Source organism: Streptomyces sp. H39-S7 (assembly GCF_027158205.1).
Taxonomy (GTDB): Bacteria; Actinomycetota; Actinomycetes; order Streptomycetales; family Streptomycetaceae; genus Actinacidiphila.
This window is the reverse complement of sequence record NZ_JAPVLU010000044.1, coordinates 38,236-53,233: the sequence shown is the minus strand read 5'-3', so window position 1 is coordinate 53,233 and position 14,998 is coordinate 38,236. Positions and strand designations below refer to the sequence as shown.

The 14,998-nt window shown below is 70.1% G+C and carries 19 protein-coding genes; all 19 read left to right on the top strand.

Features of this window, described 5'->3' with window-relative positions; genetic code table 11:
- Positions 1–54: 54 nt before the first annotated feature.
- The 19 genes from O3X23_RS33165 (at position 55) to O3X23_RS44000 (ending at position 14,957) form a co-directional block, all read left to right on the top strand.
- Complete coding sequence (locus O3X23_RS33165) at positions 55–369, top strand: DUF6112 family protein (RefSeq protein WP_269276154.1); 315 nt, start codon at positions 55–57, stop codon at positions 367–369.
- A complete protein-coding gene (locus O3X23_RS33160) occupies positions 369–1,061 on the top strand; it encodes a hypothetical protein (RefSeq protein WP_269276153.1) in 693 nt (230 codons plus the stop codon). Before O3X23_RS33165 ends, O3X23_RS33160 begins: the two co-directional genes overlap by 1 nt.
- A gap of 32 nt (positions 1,062–1,093) precedes the next feature.
- On the top strand, positions 1,094–2,425 hold the full coding sequence (locus O3X23_RS33155; RefSeq protein WP_269276152.1) for an SCO6881 family protein: 1,332 nt from the start codon (positions 1,094–1,096) through the stop codon (positions 2,423–2,425).
- Positions 2,426–2,507: 82 nt separating this feature from the next.
- Entirely contained in the window at positions 2,508–3,980 is a 1,473-nt protein-coding gene (locus tag O3X23_RS33150; RefSeq protein ID WP_269276151.1) for an SCO6880 family protein, read from the top strand.
- Complete coding sequence (locus tag O3X23_RS33145) at positions 3,977–4,573, top strand: hypothetical protein (RefSeq protein WP_269276150.1); 597 nt, start codon at positions 3,977–3,979, stop codon at positions 4,571–4,573. The genes O3X23_RS33150 and O3X23_RS33145 overlap by 4 nt, the downstream gene beginning before the upstream one ends.
- Positions 4,574–4,633: 60 nt before the next feature.
- Positions 4,634–5,089 (top strand): DUF6238 family protein, encoded by a 456-nt coding sequence (locus O3X23_RS33140; protein WP_269276149.1) that lies wholly within the window; start codon positions 4,634–4,636, stop codon positions 5,087–5,089.
- A gap of 21 nt (positions 5,090–5,110) precedes the next feature.
- Positions 5,111–6,616, top strand: coding sequence for a VirB4 family type IV secretion system protein (locus tag O3X23_RS33135; RefSeq protein WP_269276148.1), 1,506 nt, complete (start codon positions 5,111–5,113; stop codon positions 6,614–6,616).
- Positions 6,600–7,496 (top strand): ParB N-terminal domain-containing protein, encoded by an 897-nt coding sequence (locus O3X23_RS33130; RefSeq protein WP_269276147.1) that lies wholly within the window; start codon positions 6,600–6,602, stop codon positions 7,494–7,496. Before O3X23_RS33135 ends, O3X23_RS33130 begins: the two co-directional genes overlap by 17 nt.
- Positions 7,493–7,993 (top strand): hypothetical protein, encoded by a 501-nt coding sequence (locus O3X23_RS33125; RefSeq protein ID WP_269276146.1) that lies wholly within the window; start codon positions 7,493–7,495, stop codon positions 7,991–7,993. The genes O3X23_RS33130 and O3X23_RS33125 overlap by 4 nt, the downstream gene beginning before the upstream one ends.
- 147 nt (positions 7,994–8,140) lie before the next feature.
- Positions 8,141–8,692, top strand: a complete 552-nt coding sequence (locus O3X23_RS33120; RefSeq protein WP_269276145.1) for a hypothetical protein — start codon at positions 8,141–8,143, stop codon at positions 8,690–8,692.
- 121 nt (positions 8,693–8,813) lie between these two features.
- Complete coding sequence (locus tag O3X23_RS33115) at positions 8,814–8,987, top strand: hypothetical protein (RefSeq protein WP_269276144.1); 174 nt, start codon at positions 8,814–8,816, stop codon at positions 8,985–8,987.
- Between the two features lie 88 nt (positions 8,988–9,075).
- Complete coding sequence (locus O3X23_RS33110) at positions 9,076–9,918, top strand: hypothetical protein (RefSeq protein WP_269276142.1); 843 nt, start codon at positions 9,076–9,078, stop codon at positions 9,916–9,918.
- A 40-nt stretch (positions 9,919–9,958) separates the two neighbouring features.
- Positions 9,959–10,726 carry a hypothetical protein gene (locus tag O3X23_RS33105; RefSeq protein ID WP_269276140.1) on the top strand — a complete coding sequence of 256 codons (768 nt, stop codon included), beginning with the start codon at positions 9,959–9,961 and terminating at the stop codon, positions 10,724–10,726.
- A 13-nt stretch (positions 10,727–10,739) separates the two neighbouring features.
- Positions 10,740–11,309, top strand: a complete 570-nt coding sequence (locus O3X23_RS33100; protein WP_269276138.1) for a hypothetical protein — start codon at positions 10,740–10,742, stop codon at positions 11,307–11,309.
- Between the two features lie 10 nt (positions 11,310–11,319).
- Entirely contained in the window at positions 11,320–12,393 is a 1,074-nt protein-coding gene (locus tag O3X23_RS33095) for a hypothetical protein (protein WP_269276136.1), read from the top strand.
- A 24-nt stretch (positions 12,394–12,417) separates the two neighbouring features.
- Complete coding sequence (locus O3X23_RS33090) at positions 12,418–12,954, top strand: hypothetical protein (protein WP_269276134.1); 537 nt, start codon at positions 12,418–12,420, stop codon at positions 12,952–12,954.
- Positions 12,955–13,294: 340 nt separating this feature from the next.
- Entirely contained in the window at positions 13,295–13,573 is a 279-nt protein-coding gene (locus tag O3X23_RS44005) for a hypothetical protein (protein WP_331283971.1), read from the top strand.
- 105 nt (positions 13,574–13,678) lie between these two features.
- Complete coding sequence (locus O3X23_RS33080) at positions 13,679–14,368, top strand: glycosyltransferase family 2 protein (RefSeq protein WP_443048052.1); 690 nt, start codon at positions 13,679–13,681, stop codon at positions 14,366–14,368.
- Between the two features lie 136 nt (positions 14,369–14,504).
- Positions 14,505–14,957 carry a TnsA-like heteromeric transposase endonuclease subunit gene (locus tag O3X23_RS44000; protein WP_331283970.1) on the top strand — a complete coding sequence of 151 codons (453 nt, stop codon included), beginning with the start codon at positions 14,505–14,507 and terminating at the stop codon, positions 14,955–14,957.
- The last annotated feature ends 41 nt before the right edge of the window (positions 14,958–14,998 follow it).

Genomic DNA, 14,998 nt, shown 5'->3' with positions numbered 1-14,998 from the left:
CCCTTCCGCCGGCCCCCCGCCTGGCCCGCGTACGCAAGGAGCCTTGCCACACCTATGCCCTTCCCACTCGCAGAACGCATCACCTACCTCGCCTACGATCCCGGCATCGCGCCGGCGGAAGGCGGGCTGCCGGGCCTGTCCGTGCTGAAGAACGTCGTCAACAGCATCAACCTGTTCGGCATCGTCGCCGTCGTCGGAGCGCTGGCCGTATCGCTCGCGGTGTGGGCCTGGGGCCACCACAGCGGCGGCCACCAGGCCGAAGCCAACGGCAAGAAGGGCGCCGTCGTCGCCGCCGGCGCGGCCCTGGGCCTCGGCGCCGCCAACGGCATCGTCGCGTTCTTCAGCGTGCTGGGGTCGCAGGTCCACTGATGCAGAAACGCTTCCCCTCCCTGCCCCGGCCCACTCGCGGCATCGACTGGTCGCCCAACCGGCGCATCGTCATCGCCGCGATCATCCTCACCAGCCTCCTCGCGGTGGTCGCCTCCCTCGCCTGGTTCTCCAGGGGCGGTAGCCAGCACGGCCGCGCCAGCAGACCCACGCCTTCGGCTACCGGCAGTACTGCACCGTCTCAGGCCGTGTCGCGGCCGGCCGGTGGGACGGGTTCGGTTCCCCCGCCACCAGCGGTCTCGGAGCCGGTCGCCTACGCCAAGGCCGCCGCCGCGATGCTGTGGTCGTACGACACCCGCAACACCAGCCGTGACCAGCAGCTCGCCGGCATGAACGCGTGGATGAGCAAGGAGAGCAAGTACGCGGACTGGCCGTCGATCTCGGCGCAGGTCCCTGATCCGGTGCTGTGGTCGCGGATGGCCGACAACGCCCAGCACGCCACCTCCACCGTCGCCGAAGGGCACTACCCCAGCGCGTTCCAGCAAGCCCTCGCCGATGATCCGACCGCGATCACCGAGGCATACATCTACCTCGTCACCATCACCGGCAAGCAGCAGATCGCCTGGAAGAACGGCGGTTCCGGAGCTGAGGACCGGGCCGTGTCCCTCGCTGTTCAGTGCCGGCCCGCCCACGACTGCTCCCTGGTCGCCATCGCTCCCCGCGTCGCGCCGTGACCCACCCCGACTAAGAATGGAGGAACCCGTTCATGGACTTTTGTGACCTCCCCGTCGTGGGCAAGGCGTGTGCCGTCGGCGACGCGGTGGACTTCGCGACCGACCCGGGCAAAGCGATCGGCAACTGGATGGCCAAGTCCGCCGGTGAACTCGCCGCCACCTCCGCCGACCTGGCGGCCACGGCTGTGAATACCACCACCAAGGTGGACCTGAACGCACCGTGGTTCCGTGACAACTACCAGATGCTGTTGCCGCTGGGCCTGGTCCTGCTCGTCGCCACCTTCTGCGCCCAGCTCATCCGCGCCGCCATCAAGCGTGACGGCCAGGCCCTCACCCAGGCATTCACCGGCACCGCCTCCGGCGTGATCTTCGCGTTCGCAGCCATCGCGCTGACCACCGTCGCCATCGAAGTGGTCGATGCCCTGTCCGACGGCCTGTTCAGAGCCTCACACCTCACGATCGAGACGGCCGTGCGCCGCATCGTCAAGGTCTCCCAAATCGGTGCCATCATCCCCATGGGCTGGCTCATCGCGACACTCGCCGGCCTCGGTGCCGCCCTGGGCGCCATGCTCTATTGGTGCGTGATGATGGTCCGCAAGGTCGGCATCCTCGTCATGGTCACCCTGGCAATCTTCGCCAGCGCGGGCGGCGGCTGGGAAGCCACCCGCCGGTGGCGCCGCGGCTGGATCGAAGCCACCGCCACCCTGGTGGTCTCCAAACTCCTCATGACCGTGATCTTCGTGCTCGGCATCGCCGCCATGGGCAACACCGAGTCCAAGGACGGGGTCGGCGCACTCGCCGACGTCATGTCCGGCATCGTGATCATGGTCCTGGTGCTGCTGTGCCCGTACGCGGTCTTCAAGTTCGTGCACTGGGCTGCCGACGGCACCGACGGCGAGTCGATCCACCGTGCCGGTGGCGCCGGAGCGCAGATCGCCAAGCAGCACGCCGAGAAGGCCGCCCGCAAGGCAGCCGCAGCAGCCACCGCCGGGGCCGGCGGCGCGGCAGCCGGAGCGGAAGCCGCCCCACAGGGCCCCGACTCCGCAGGCGGATTCCCCGGCGACATCGCCGCCAACCCCACCGGCGCAGACGGCGGGAGTGCCCCGCCCGGCCTGGAGCAGGCTCTCCAGCCCCCGCCGACAAGCGTGTCCGACGACACCAGCGGCCAGATAGGAGGCACAGAACCAAACGGTCCCGGTGCGATCGGTCCCGGAGCGAGCGCCGCGCCCAGCCCGGGAGGTGGTCGGATGTCCGCCCCGCCGACCACCAGCCCGCCGCCCCAGGGTGCACCGCCACCCACCAGTGCACCCGCCACCGCAACCGGCCGGCCGGCCGGGCCGCCGACTCCCCCGGCCAGCCTCTGATCCCCTGTCCGCTGTCCGGGGGCGGGACGTGCACCGCACCTCCCGCCCCCGGGCCCCACCGCCGACCCCAGGACCCGTCCCCTTGACTGATCTGTCCGTCGCCCCGGTCACGGTGAAGTTCCCGCACCGCTCCCGCCGCGGCATCCTCCTCGGCCTCTCCCTACCCCAACTTGCACTTGTCACAGCAGCGTTGGCGTTGCTGCTGATGACGGTGGTCTCCACCGGGCTGCTCGGCGCCATCGCCCTGACACCCCTGTGGGCCGCGGCAGGTGCGCTCGTGATGATCCGCCGGCATGGGCGGTCGCTGACCGACTGGGCGCCGATCGTCGCCCGCTACGCGCACCGCCGTAGCACCGGGCAGACCCTGTGGCTCGCCCGGCCCGTCACCCGGCCCCGCCAGGAAGGCGTCCTGCACCTGCCCGGCACCGCCGCCTCCCTCAAAGTCGTCACCCCCGGCGACTCCGCCAACGGCGCTGCCGCCGTGTACGACCCACACCAGCAGACCCTGACCGCCATCGCCCGCGTCACCTCCCGCGCCTTCGCCCTGCTCGACCCCACCACCCAGAACCACAACGTCACCAGCTGGGGCCGCGCGCTCGCCGGCATCGCCCGCACCGGGCACATCGCCACCGTGCAGGTCCTGGAGCGCACGGTCCCCGACAGCGGAGACACCCTCACCCGGCACTGGGCCCACAACGGTCACCCCCAGATCCCGGTCGCCGGCCAGATCTACTCCGAATTGGTCGCCTCCGCCGGTCCCGCCGCCGCCCCGCACGAGACCTACCTCGCCATCTCCCTCGACCTCAAATCCGCCCGGCGACTGATCTCCCAGGCCGGCGGAGGACTCCCGGGCTCCTTCACCGTCATGGAACAGACCACCGCGTCCATCGCCCAGGCCGCCCGCAACGCCGGACTGATGGTGACGGGCTGGCTGAGCTCGCGGGAGATCGCCGCCGTCATCCGTACCGCCTACGATCCCAAGGCGCTCGCCGCGCTCCAGCAGTGGTCCGACACCGGTCGCGCCGAGGCGGACCCCGCAGCTGCCGGGCCCGTCGTCCAGGTCGAGGAGTACGACCGCCTGGCAACCGACTCCGCCCGCCACGCCACGTACTGGGTGGAGAACTGGCCCCGCACCGAGATGGGGGCCGGGTTCCTCCACAGCATCATGTTCACCGCCGGAGTACGGCGCACTCTGTCCCTGATCTACGCGCCGCAGGGGCTGGAGTCCGCGCTGCGCGATGTCCAGCGGAAGAAGGCCGCGATCATCGCCGACGCGAACGAGCGCACCCGCAAGGGGCAGGTCGACAGTGAGGAAGACTCCGTCGAGTACGCCGACGTCAAAACGCGGGAGCGCCAGCTGATCGCCGGGCACGCGGACGTGGCCCTGACCGGCCTGGTCACCGTCACCGCCGAGACCGACACCCTCCTGGACGCCGCCTGCGCGCAGATCGAAACCCACGCCGTCACCTCGGGCGTGGACCTGCGGCGCCTCAACTACCAGCAGCCAGACGCCTTCACCCTCGCCGCGCTGCCCCTGGCTCGGACCGCCCTGTGACCGGGGTGCGACCCGCCGCCGGCCCCGCACCCCACCTGATGGACGAGATCCTGGCCCTGCTTACCCCCTTGCAGGTCATGCGCCACCGCCACCAGGAGCAGCTGGACGTCCATCGCACCGCGGACGGAGACGTGATCGAGCAACAGCGCTCCGCATACGAAGAGGTGCGTGAAGCAACGGCCATGGAGGCCAGCGACACCCTCGACGTCGTGATCAAGCGCCTCGAACTCCTGACCGCCCTCCCCGCCCGCCGGGCCTTCACCCTGGCCCTGACCGGCCCCGGTCAGGAGGACGGCGAGCGCCCCTGGCTGTTCGTCGTCCTTGCCACCGACCTCCACGATGCGCACCGCACCCTCTACGAACTGCCGTCATTCCAAGCATGGTTGAACGACGTCGCCGCTCCAGGTGCTCCCGGCCCTTCGGCCAGTGACACAACGTTGCTGCCCGAGGAGAGCCACCCCGGGGCCCGTGCCCCCGGCTCGTACAACGACCTGCGCCACGAGCAGGCTCGCCTCTTGGCCCAGCGTGCCCCCGCCCAACCCGCGGCAACAGTGCCGACCCCGCCGCCGAAGGCACCGCGCCGTCCCCGCTGATCCACCTCACCGACCGATCCCCGCAGACATCCCTGCCCATGGCAGGAAGGAACACCACCTTTGACCTTTCGCACCCCTGCGGACGATGCGCACCCCTACCTCCGGGCCGCAAACGCCGGAGTCCGCCATCACACCCGCGCCCTGACACGCACCACCCCCGCAGCTCCAGCGGACCGCGTGCACCTGGACGTACTCCACGCCCACCTCACCGCCCTGCACCACCTCCTCGACCACCTCTCCGAGACCACGCGGCCACCGCACCCCGCCGCCGGCCGCCACCTCACCACCGCGCACACCCTCCTCTGGCAGGCGACCGCCGAGATCCATTTGGCCTTTCACCTGCTGCCCAGCTCGGCGGCAGAAGGCGCCGAGGCGAGCGCGTGCCATCCGGACCGGCTGCCCGAGGGACCACCCGTCCTGACCATCTGCCAGCGCCACCTCGCCGCCGGGCACAGCATCCGGCGCAAGACCACCCCCACCGACCTGCGCCCGCACACCACCGCCTGCGTCCGATGAACCGCCGATGAGAGGGGCCCGATGAGTCACCGGCCCGCCCGCCGCGCCTCGGCGTCCGCGCTGTTCACCCCGCACGGAACCGACCGGGCCAGCCGCAAAGCAGCCCGCCGCCAGGTGGCTGAGGCCACCGCGAAGGCCCGCGCCGAAGCGAGCACCCGACCGACCGACAGCACATCCGCCTCCCACGCGACCCCCGCTGCCCTCTATCCCCTCGGCGGCCGGCCGGGGCCGGCTTCGGCCCGCAAGAACCGGCTGAAGCTGCCCGCCCACAGCATGACGACCGCGGTGGCGGCCGGCGCGTACCCGTTCCTCGCCGAAGGCGGCCTGGGCGCCGAAGGCGTCTACATCGGCCGTGACGTCCACGCCGAAGCGTCCTTCGTGTTCGACCCGTTCGCCCTGTACGGCAAGATCGAGGGCTTCACCAACCCGAACATCCTGCTCGCCGGCGTCATCGGGCAGGGCAAGAGCGCGCTGGCCAAGAGCTTCGCGCTGCGCTCGGTCGCCTTCGGGTACCGCGTCTACGTTCCGTGCGATCCCAAGGGCGAGTGGACGGCGGTGGCGCAGGCCCTGGGCGGCACGTCCGTGGCCCTCGGCCCGGGCTTGCCCGGCCGCCTCAATCCCCTGGACGCAGCCCCGCGGCCGGCGAGCATCGCGGCTGCCGACTGGGGCGGGGAGATCCGCAAGCGGCGCCTGCTCCTGCTGGGCTCCCTCGCCCGTACCGTCCTGGGCCGGGACCTGATGCCCATGGAGCACACTGCCCTGGACATCGCCCTCGACGCCACCGTCACCCACGCCACCCTCACTGGCCGCACGCCGCTCCTCGGTGATGTCGCGGCCACCCTCAACGATCCCGCCGCGCTCGACGAGGCCGCCGGGATGATGTCGGGACGGCTCGGCGACGCGGCCCGTGACCTGGCGCATGCCATGCGACGGCTGATCCACGGCGACCTGGCCGGGATGTTCGACGCCCCCTCCACCGTGACCTTCGACCCCAGCGCGCCGATGCTCACGATCGACCTGTCGCAACTGGGCGGATCCGGCGACGACACCGCCCTCGTGCTGGCCATGACGTGCGCCTCCGCCTGGATGGAGTCCGCGCTCACCGACCCCAACGGCGGCCGGCGCTGGATCGTCTACGACGAGGCGTGGCGCCTGATGCGCCACGCGGGCCTCCTGCAACGCATGCAGGCCCAGTGGAAACTCTCCCGCGGCCTGGGCATCGCCAACCTCATGGTGATCCACCGGCTGTCCGACCTGCTCACCGCAGGCGACGCCGGATCCCGCGGACGCGCCCTGGCCGAGGGCCTGCTCGCCGACTGCTCCACCCGCATCATCTACCGCCAGGAAACCGACCAGCTGCAGGCAGCAGCAACCCTGCTCGGCCTCACCTCCGTCGAGATGGACGCCATCTCCCGCCTCAACCGCGGCCGAGGGCTCTGGAAGGTCGCCGGGCGATCTTTCATCGTGCAACACCAGCTCCACCCGAACGAATTGTCACTATTCGATACAGATGCCCGGATGCACTGAGATCCCATCCGCCCCGTCGGCCACACCAGCCGCATCACACCCCCTTTCGCACCAGGAGATCCCCATACAGTTCCATCCCACCATTCTGCTCTTCCCCGCGCTCGACGAGGAAGATCTCACCGCCCTCGCCGACAACATCAAGGAACACGGGCTGCTGCACCCCGTCGTCCTCGACCGCGACGGCCAGGTCCTCGACGGACGCAACCGTCTGAAGGCTTGCGAGATCGCTGAGACCGAGCCCTCGTTCACCACGTACGAAGGCGACGACCCCGACGGCTACGTCCTGTCTGCGAACCTTCACCGGCGCAACCTGACCAAGGGCCAGCTGGCCATGATCACGGCTAAAGCCTGTCTCCTGAGTGAACAGAGCGACCGTCCACCGAGTGGACAGTCCTCCCGTTTCCTGAGTGGACAGTTGGGAATGTCGCGGGGCATCGTGAGCAAGGCCAACGTCGTGCTGCAGCACGCGCCCGACCACGTCGACCCGGTGATCAGCGGCGCTACCGGACTCAACGAGGCATACGCGGTCGCGCAGGAGAACAAGGCCAAGGCCAACTCCGCCGAGGTCCAGCTCGCCCGCCTGCGCAAGGAGGATCCCGAACTGGCCGACCGAGTCGTCGAGGGTTCCCTGACGCTGGCCGGCGCGTGGGCAGAGCGCACCGAGCGCAGCGAGGAGGACAAGCGGCAGCGCCGGGTCGCCACCCAGCTCCTGTGCGAGGTCCTGCCCTCGCTCGCCCAGGTCCGGGGGAGCCAGACCTTCGCTTTGTACGACCCCCAGTTCGCCGCCCCTGGACGCGCTGTGACCCGCGAGGTCATTGCCCACGCCACGACGGCACTGGACGAGATGGCGGCCGTGTGGAAGGAGCGTGACCTTCCGTGAGTAACGACTTCGACGCGCGACTGCGCAAGCTCGCGCTGGAAGCGGCCGAAGAGGTCACCGCCGACAACGGCCGCATCCACTTGGCAGACCTCCACGCCGCTCTGGACGGGCGGATCCGCCAGGTCCCAGAGCTGTACGACGCCGCAATCTACAAAGCCGCCCAGTCGGTCGCGCGCGACTTCGCCGAGCGGCGAAGTCCTCGCCGCCACCGCAAGACCGGCGGGCTCTACCACCCGGAGAGCATTCTGCGGCTCGGCCGGGGCACCTGGGCGTGGATGAAGGACGCCACCCCCACCGACATGGCCCAGTGGGCGAGCGTCTCCTCCCGAAATGCCGCCCGTGTCCTCACCGCGGAGGCAGAAAAACAGCAATACGCCCTCGACCGGACCGACGCCTTCCGCGAGAACCCCGCCTACGGCCGTCTCGCCCAGCTCGAAGAGCACGTCTTCCACTACCGGCAGGGCACCCTCGACGACCTCGACTTCGATGAGCCGTAGCCCGCACCGGCTTGTCGATACCCGTAGGACTCGGAGACCCGGAACGAGGATTGTGCATCCCTCGCGCGACCGCTCGCCGGCCCGCAGCTGCAGAGCACCGCACCGTGCACGTGGCCATCGAACCCGCGCAGGAGCAGCACACGTGAGGTGCCTATAAATCCGGATTTCCAGCGCGAACTGATGCCGCACAGCGAAACCCTCCGCCTGATCGGCGCACTCGACGTCGTGAAGACCAAGCTCAGCCAGGCCGCCCAGCAGTGGCAGCTCCTGGATAACACCGGCCGCGTACCGGCCTCTCCGCCCTATGCCGCGCTGATCCAACACGCCGCCGACGCGCAGACCCTCTCTCGCGACGTCATGGACCTGACCACCGCATGGGCGCGGAGCGCCCACAGCACGAGCCGTGTCGGCAGCGCCGTCTTGACCCACCTCGCGACGGCCGCCACCTTGTCTGCCTTCGCCGCACCGCACTTCGCCGAAACCGCAGAGACCGCGTTTTCCCTGGCCCGGTCCCGCAACCCGACCGACCGGCAATACGCGGAAAACCGCATGGTCATCGACCACGCCACGGCCCGCGCCTACTTGCGGCGCACGTCGGAAGCGCTGCGCGATGCGGTCAAGGAACTCGACAGGTACCTCGACCTGCACCGCTTCTTCCCGGCACCCGTGCCGCCCAAGCCGAGCCCGCACCGTCTCTAACCGAGCCGACGCATCCATGCCGGCGCACCCCTTCCCAAGGAGTCCCCTGAACCGCCCCACTCATTTCAGCGACGCTGACTGGGCCGCGTACCAGCAGAGCCAGGCCGAACACGACGACCTCATGGCACAGATCGCCGATCACGAAGCTCAGATGGAACACGACCTGCTCGGCACCTACGACGCATACGCATCCGACTGCGCGGTCTCTGCCCGACCGGAGCAACAGCCCCGCACCGCCTACCGGACCCCGCGCCTGCGCGCACTGATCCCCCACAGGCGCAACCGTGGCCGCTGACAACGAAAGCTCCCCGGATTCCGTCCCCGCCGCGCGCAGCGTACCTGCCGGCCCCTCGCCTCTCGCACCGCTTCCCGACCACCGCAACGTGCATACCGCCTGGTGGCGGGAGCTGTGGCGGCGCCACGCGCACATCATCACGCCCCTGCGGCAGCACGGGCTGCAGTGCGACATCGTGTTCGGGCTCAGCTCGTACCTCGTGCACGTATCGCTCCCCGACGACAGCTACCTGATCATCGGCCCACTCCAGGAGCCGTCCTGCGAGCGTCCGCCGGGGGATCCCGAGGGGTGGATCGTGACCCGCCAACACCAGGACCGGCCAGAGCTGTTCGATCTGATCTACGACTCGGTCCCCTCGACCGACCCCGGCGCCCCTGAGCGGCCCGAAGTCCGCCACGGGGACAGTGCCACGCCGATGATCGAGGCCATCGACCAGCGGCTCACCCACCTCAGACTGCTGCCCGTACCTCTCGCGTCCACCGAAAGCCAGGGCATGTCCGCCGCAGCCCAGCCCGAAGCACCGGAACCTCCCGCCGAGGTCGCAGACAGCAGCGCCGGGTACGTCTACGGCAACGCTCTGCTCGCCCTCACCGACCAGCTCAACGGGGCCGGATCGCACGCCGAGGCCGCCGCGCTGCTGCACCAGATCCTGGACCCGATCAACGGTCTGCTGGACCGGCTCGGCGAGTTCTTCGAAGCAGCCGGTGAGAAGGCCAAGGAAGCCCAGGAGGACGACGGCTTCGACCTGTCGTACGACCTCGCCGACGCCGCTTGCGAGATCCGCAACCTCGGCGAGGTGCTGCACGTCGCCGAGGACAGGATGCGAGCACTGACCGCCCAAGCTCCAGTTTTCCGGCCCACCATGGCGCCCGCCCGTACACCGCGTCCCCCTGCGTCGGCGCTCCCGCCGGCGCCGCGGCACACACGCTGACGCCGCCGGCGGCTCCGGCACCCTCTCCCCTCAGGAATCCATGACCGCAACCCGATCCGACCTGTCCGACTTCGCCAGCGCTCTTGCCGCCCGCCTGCCCGGGTCCTGGACCAGCGACTACCAACGCCACGAACGGTACGAGGACCAGTTCCCCCGGGCCGAGCAGCTCTGGGACAACGGGCACATCCACTACATCGTCAGCGAGTACGTCCTGGCCCACGACGCCATCCTGTACGGCCCGGAACGCCAACGGCTTTACGTCACCGACCGACCCCGCTACCGGCACCAGTTTGTCGTCGCTCCACTCGAACCCGTCGAGGACGGCGTCAAGGCCCACCACTTCGACGGTGTCGAGGAGCCCAACGGCATCGCCGTCTCCCACGATCCGGCCCGGGCCGCGGCCCACGTCGCGCGACGGGTGCTGCCCCGCTACGAGCAGGCGCTGGACATGGTGTTCGACAATGCGGCGGTCCAGCCCGACGCGCCGCATCGGCCCGCACCACCGCACGTCGACCAGGTCCTCACCTTGACGCTGTACAACGACGGGGCTCTGGGCGCGCCGTACAACAGCGTCCCTGAGCAGGCCCGTTTGACGCTGTATGCCTGGGGCTTTCAGAACCACCCGCACCAGGCCGCATTCCTCCTGCCGACCGAGTATGGGGAGAGCGGTCGGGCGCTGCGGATCCAAGTCGTGGCCCGACTGCTCGCGGCCAAGGGCATCGGAGTGAACCTTCGCCACGTCGCACCGACCACCGCGCGCGGCCTTCCGCCGGCCTCGCCGCCCGCTGCCCGTGCGCCCCAGCGTTGACCCGCTCCTGAGCGTGGCTCCCGGATCCCGTCGGCTGTCCGACCTCGACGCCAGGAGCCAACTGCGCTCTCTGGCCGAGCGCATCCACCAGGCCGCCCAGGACATGCCCTTCACCAACGCCCGGCACTACGTCAGCGACAACCTCGACGAGCTGGAAGACCGGATCCGCGACATCGCCGAGTTGATCATGCACGTCACGAGCAGCGCAGCCTTCGCCAACCGGGGCATCAGCAGCCCGGCCGACCCCAAGGACTGCATCACGCAGCGCAGGGTCACCGCGCTGACGCAGGCCGTGGGCACCGTGGGGTGCGTCGTGGCCGATCTCGGGACAGCCGTCGCCCACGCCGGGCTCCTGCAACACGCCGCCCCCCTCGCGGGCCTGCCGGAACTGGCCCGAGCCGGGCACGTCACCCACTCCGCCCTCGACCAACTGCTCAACAACGCCCGCGATCACCTCTATCAGGCAGCGCACCAGTTGCGCCTCGACGCGGACCACCTCACCCCGACAGCACTCCCACCCTGCCGTGCTCCGACACCCGCCGCCGTTCAGGCCGTGAGCCCCTCTTCGCCCCGTAGGCGCTGACCACTTCCCGTTGACCTTTGGAGTCTCCATCCGCATTGCCCATCGTTCTCTGCCGCTGATCGCCGGCGCCACCTGCCTCACCCTGGCCCTGGCCGCCTGCACCACCGGCACCAGCTCCTCCCACGCCGAACCGACCCCCACCCCAAGCTCCGTGGCAAAGCCGCCGCCCGCTCTCAGTACTGCCCAGGCCAGGGCCGTCATCGCCCGTTACTCGATGATCAACAACCAGGCCAATGCCACCGACGACCGCGCCCTGCTCGACACCGTCGAGGACGGTTCGCTCTATGCCATGTCGCTCGCGGAGTACACGGAATACGGCGGGCTGACCAAGGCTGAGCGCAAGCCGTACAAGCCGTGGTCCTACGACCTGGCGAGCGCCCGCCTGTATATCCCGCGGGTCACCGCCGGCCAGCCCCGCTGGTTCGTCGCCGCGCTGTCCACCGCCCAGGGCAAAGCCCCCTCCCGGCTCGCGGTGTTCGCCGAGCAGCCGGAGCACCAGCGGTGGGAGATGGTCTCAGTGACCGACCTCGACGACACCACGCTGCCCTCGATCGCGCTGGACTCCGACGGGTACGCCACCGCGATGGCGCCCAACGGGCAGTCCCTCGCCGCCAACGCAGACCTGCTGCGCAGCGGCGTCCTCGACAATTTCGCCACCGGTGGCACCACTTCCGGCCAGAAGGTGTTCGCTGCGACCGAGGCGAGCAAGCGGCAGATCAAGGTCCACGCCGAGACCGGCCGCCAGTACGGGTCCCAGGGCAGCAGCGTGTTCGCCGGGACCACCAACCGCTTCCCGGACGCCTACGCGCTCAAGACCACCGAGGGCGGCGCGCTGATCCTGTTCTCCCACACCCACACCCAGACCGACACCGTCACCCGCGCCGGCCTGGAGATCATCCCCAACAAGGACGACCGGGCCTGGCTTCACGACATTGCGCGCAGCTCCATTCGCTACACCTTCGTGTGCAACGACGCCGCCACCGTTCCGGCGACAGCCGGCCCCTCCCGGCTGATCGGCTACACGTGCGCCCGCACCGACGCCTCCGGCCCGCCGTCCACACCCCTGCAGTTCAAGCGCGCATAGACCCCGCGCCACCAAGGAGCGCCCTTGTCCCACCCTGATTTCGAGCTGTACGACAACGCCGGCCGCGACGCCGACCAGATCAGCGCCGCCCGCCACGGCATCGCCACCCGCGCCGACCTGCTGCGGTGGGCACGGCGCGACGCCGTGCCCTTCCTGGCCGAGCACCCGCTGCCGGACAGCCCCCTGCCCAGCCCGGACCCCGCCCCTTACCTGGCGGCACTCGCCGCGGCCCAGACGCCCGCAGAGGTCCACGCCGTCACCAGCCGCCTCCTGGACGCCGCCGAACCCGCGCTCCGCGCGATGAGCGACTACCTCGTCGCTGCCGCCCAGTGGCGCGGTCAGCACCGCGAGGCGGCGAAGGGCTCCCCAGCCAGACTGCTCCTGGAAGCAGCCGGCCGCGCCCTGTCCGCGCTGGCCATCGCCGACCAGGGCGACCTGGAGGCGCTGCGGGCCGCATGTGACCCTGCGCCGGCGCTGAAGCACCCGGCCCCCAGCCGTTCCGCGCTCCCGCCGAGCAGCACAGCACCGGGCCAGGCGCCCCCGCACCGACCGGCGCGCTGACCTCCCTCAACCGGTCCTGCGACCTGGAGACCTCCCTGTCCACACGCTCCTTCATCGCCCGCCCCACCACCTCGGGCTACAGCGGCATTTACGTCCACCACGACGGCGTGCCCAGCCACCATCTCCCCCTGCTCCTGGCCGCCTACCAGCACAAGTTCGGGCGCGACCTGCAGGCCATGTCAACCTCATCGATGACGTCGCCGTCGGCTGGGACGAGCTGGGCACCGACCTCCTCGACGGCGCCCCACCCGCGCTCCTCACCGCGCTGACCGGCGGCGAACAGTGGCCCAGCAGCACGCTGGACCACCTGATCACCCCCGACGGGACCCCACCGGTGCGCATGACGGTCACCGACGAAACCGCCAACGCGCAGGACATGCAATGGGGCTACCTCCTGCACCAGCACGGCATCGAAGTGATCGGCGCGCCCCACGAGGGCTCCGGCCGGCTCGTGGACTGGACCACAGACCCGCGCACCAACTTCAGCGACTACCCCGAGCACTGGTCCCCCATTGCACCGACCCCCATCATCCAGCCGGCCCACGCGGCACCACCCCGCACCACGCCCGCAGCAGCCCCCGCGCAGGCCGGCACCCCGCAGCACACCAGCCGCCGCTAGCCACCCCCGTCCCAGGAGTCTTCCCTGCCCCCGTACGCCGCTCCCCTGATCACCGTCGTCATCGCCACCCGCCTGCGCGAGGACCGCCTCGACTACCTGACCGCCATGCACGCCAGCCTCACCCGCCAGACCGTCCCCTGGCAGGCCGTGATCGCACTCGACGGTGTCTCGGCCGAGCGGCTGCCGGCCCCGCTCGCCGACGACCCCCGGGTCCGCACCCTGGCGCTCCCCCGTCCGGTCGGCGCCGCCTGCGCCAGGAACCTCGCCCTCAACCAAGTCGACACCAAGTACACAAATTGGGCGGACGATGACGATGAGTTCACCGACGACGCCATGTCCCTGCGACTGAACGCCCTGGAATCGGCCGGAGTGGGCTGGTGTGCAGGGTGGAGTGAGGACCTTCACCCGGACGGCTCGACCACCCTGTGGCGGTGCCCCACCCCGCCCGGCCGCCACGAGGCCGGCGACGTATGGACGTACTGGAAGTCCCCGGCCGACACCATCCCCATCGGGCCGACCACGATCCTGGCCCGCACCGACCTCGTACGCGCCGCCCCGATGGGCGGCCTCGTCCAGGGCGAGGACTACTGCACGGCCGTCGGCATCTCGAATCTTGCCCCCGGAATCCTGCTGCCCGTTCCGGTCTACAGGTACCGCAAGCACGCCGGCCAGCTCACAGCCCAGCACGGATATGACGAGTTGGAGGCGGCGGCCCGCGAGCATGCCTGGCAGTACGGCCGCAGCCTGCGGTCCGCCCTCCGCAACCATCCGCCTGTAGGTTCCGCGGTTTCGTGAGCACTTCCGCGTGATCATGAGCACCGATTGAGCATTTCCGCGTGATCATGAGCAGTGGTAACGGTTAGTAGCGGTCATTGCTGACCGTTAACGAGCTTCCGGTTTGGGTGGTGCGTCCTCTTCACACCATTCCAGTATGGCCGTACAGCGCCCGAGGAAGAGCCGAAGCAAGCACAACATCCCTACGGCGTCGATTCGGTACACCGACGGGTCGACTCGCGAAGTCCCCTTCAATCAGTTGCGCTTGGAGGATTTCGCAGAGTCGGACCCGTGGCGCCGGGTCCGCTCGGTACACGGCATGGCTCACTACTCGGGCGACTACGCCTCGGCAACGACGGGCGGCCAGGTCGTCCACGAGAGCTGGCTCGAGTTGGCCCGCCTACTGCTCGCCGACTTCGATCCGTCGGTGTGCGGCATCTACGCCCAGCCCTTGCGCATGGTGGCGCGAATCGACGGCAAGGTCCGCAGCCACGTTCCAGACTTCCTTCTGGTGACGGCTCGGGGACGGTACGCGTCGTCAACGTCAAGCCGGCCTCGCGCCTTGAGGACCCGAAGGTCGCGCAGGCGCTGGCCTGGCCGGGCCATCTGATCGAGCGCCATGGTTGGCAGTACGAGATCTGGTCGGGAGCC

Excerpts from the sequence above, each read along its gene's own strand:
- O3X23_RS44000 (WP_331283970.1), top strand. The coding sequence starts at position 14,505 with ATGGCCGTACAGCGCCCGAGGAAGAGCCGAAGCAAGCACAACATCCCT.
- O3X23_RS33080 (WP_443048052.1), top strand. The coding sequence starts at position 13,679 with ATGCACGCCAGCCTCACCCGCCAGACCGTCCCCTGGCAGGCCGTGATC.
- O3X23_RS33130 (WP_269276147.1), top strand. The coding sequence starts at position 6,600 with ATGCCCGGATGCACTGAGATCCCATCCGCCCCGTCGGCCACACCAGCC.
- O3X23_RS33135 (WP_269276148.1), top strand. The coding sequence starts at position 5,111 with ATGAGTCACCGGCCCGCCCGCCGCGCCTCGGCGTCCGCGCTGTTCACC.
- O3X23_RS33160 (WP_269276153.1), top strand. The coding sequence starts at position 369 with ATGCAGAAACGCTTCCCCTCCCTGCCCCGGCCCACTCGCGGCATCGAC.
- O3X23_RS33115 (WP_269276144.1), top strand. The coding sequence starts at position 8,814 with ATGGCACAGATCGCCGATCACGAAGCTCAGATGGAACACGACCTGCTC.
- O3X23_RS44005 (WP_331283971.1), top strand. The coding sequence starts at position 13,295 with ATGACGGTCACCGACGAAACCGCCAACGCGCAGGACATGCAATGGGGC.
- O3X23_RS33155 (WP_269276152.1), top strand. The coding sequence starts at position 1,094 with ATGGACTTTTGTGACCTCCCCGTCGTGGGCAAGGCGTGTGCCGTCGGC.
- O3X23_RS33105 (WP_269276140.1), top strand. The coding sequence starts at position 9,959 with ATGACCGCAACCCGATCCGACCTGTCCGACTTCGCCAGCGCTCTTGCC.
- O3X23_RS33165 (WP_269276154.1), top strand. The coding sequence starts at position 55 with ATGCCCTTCCCACTCGCAGAACGCATCACCTACCTCGCCTACGATCCC.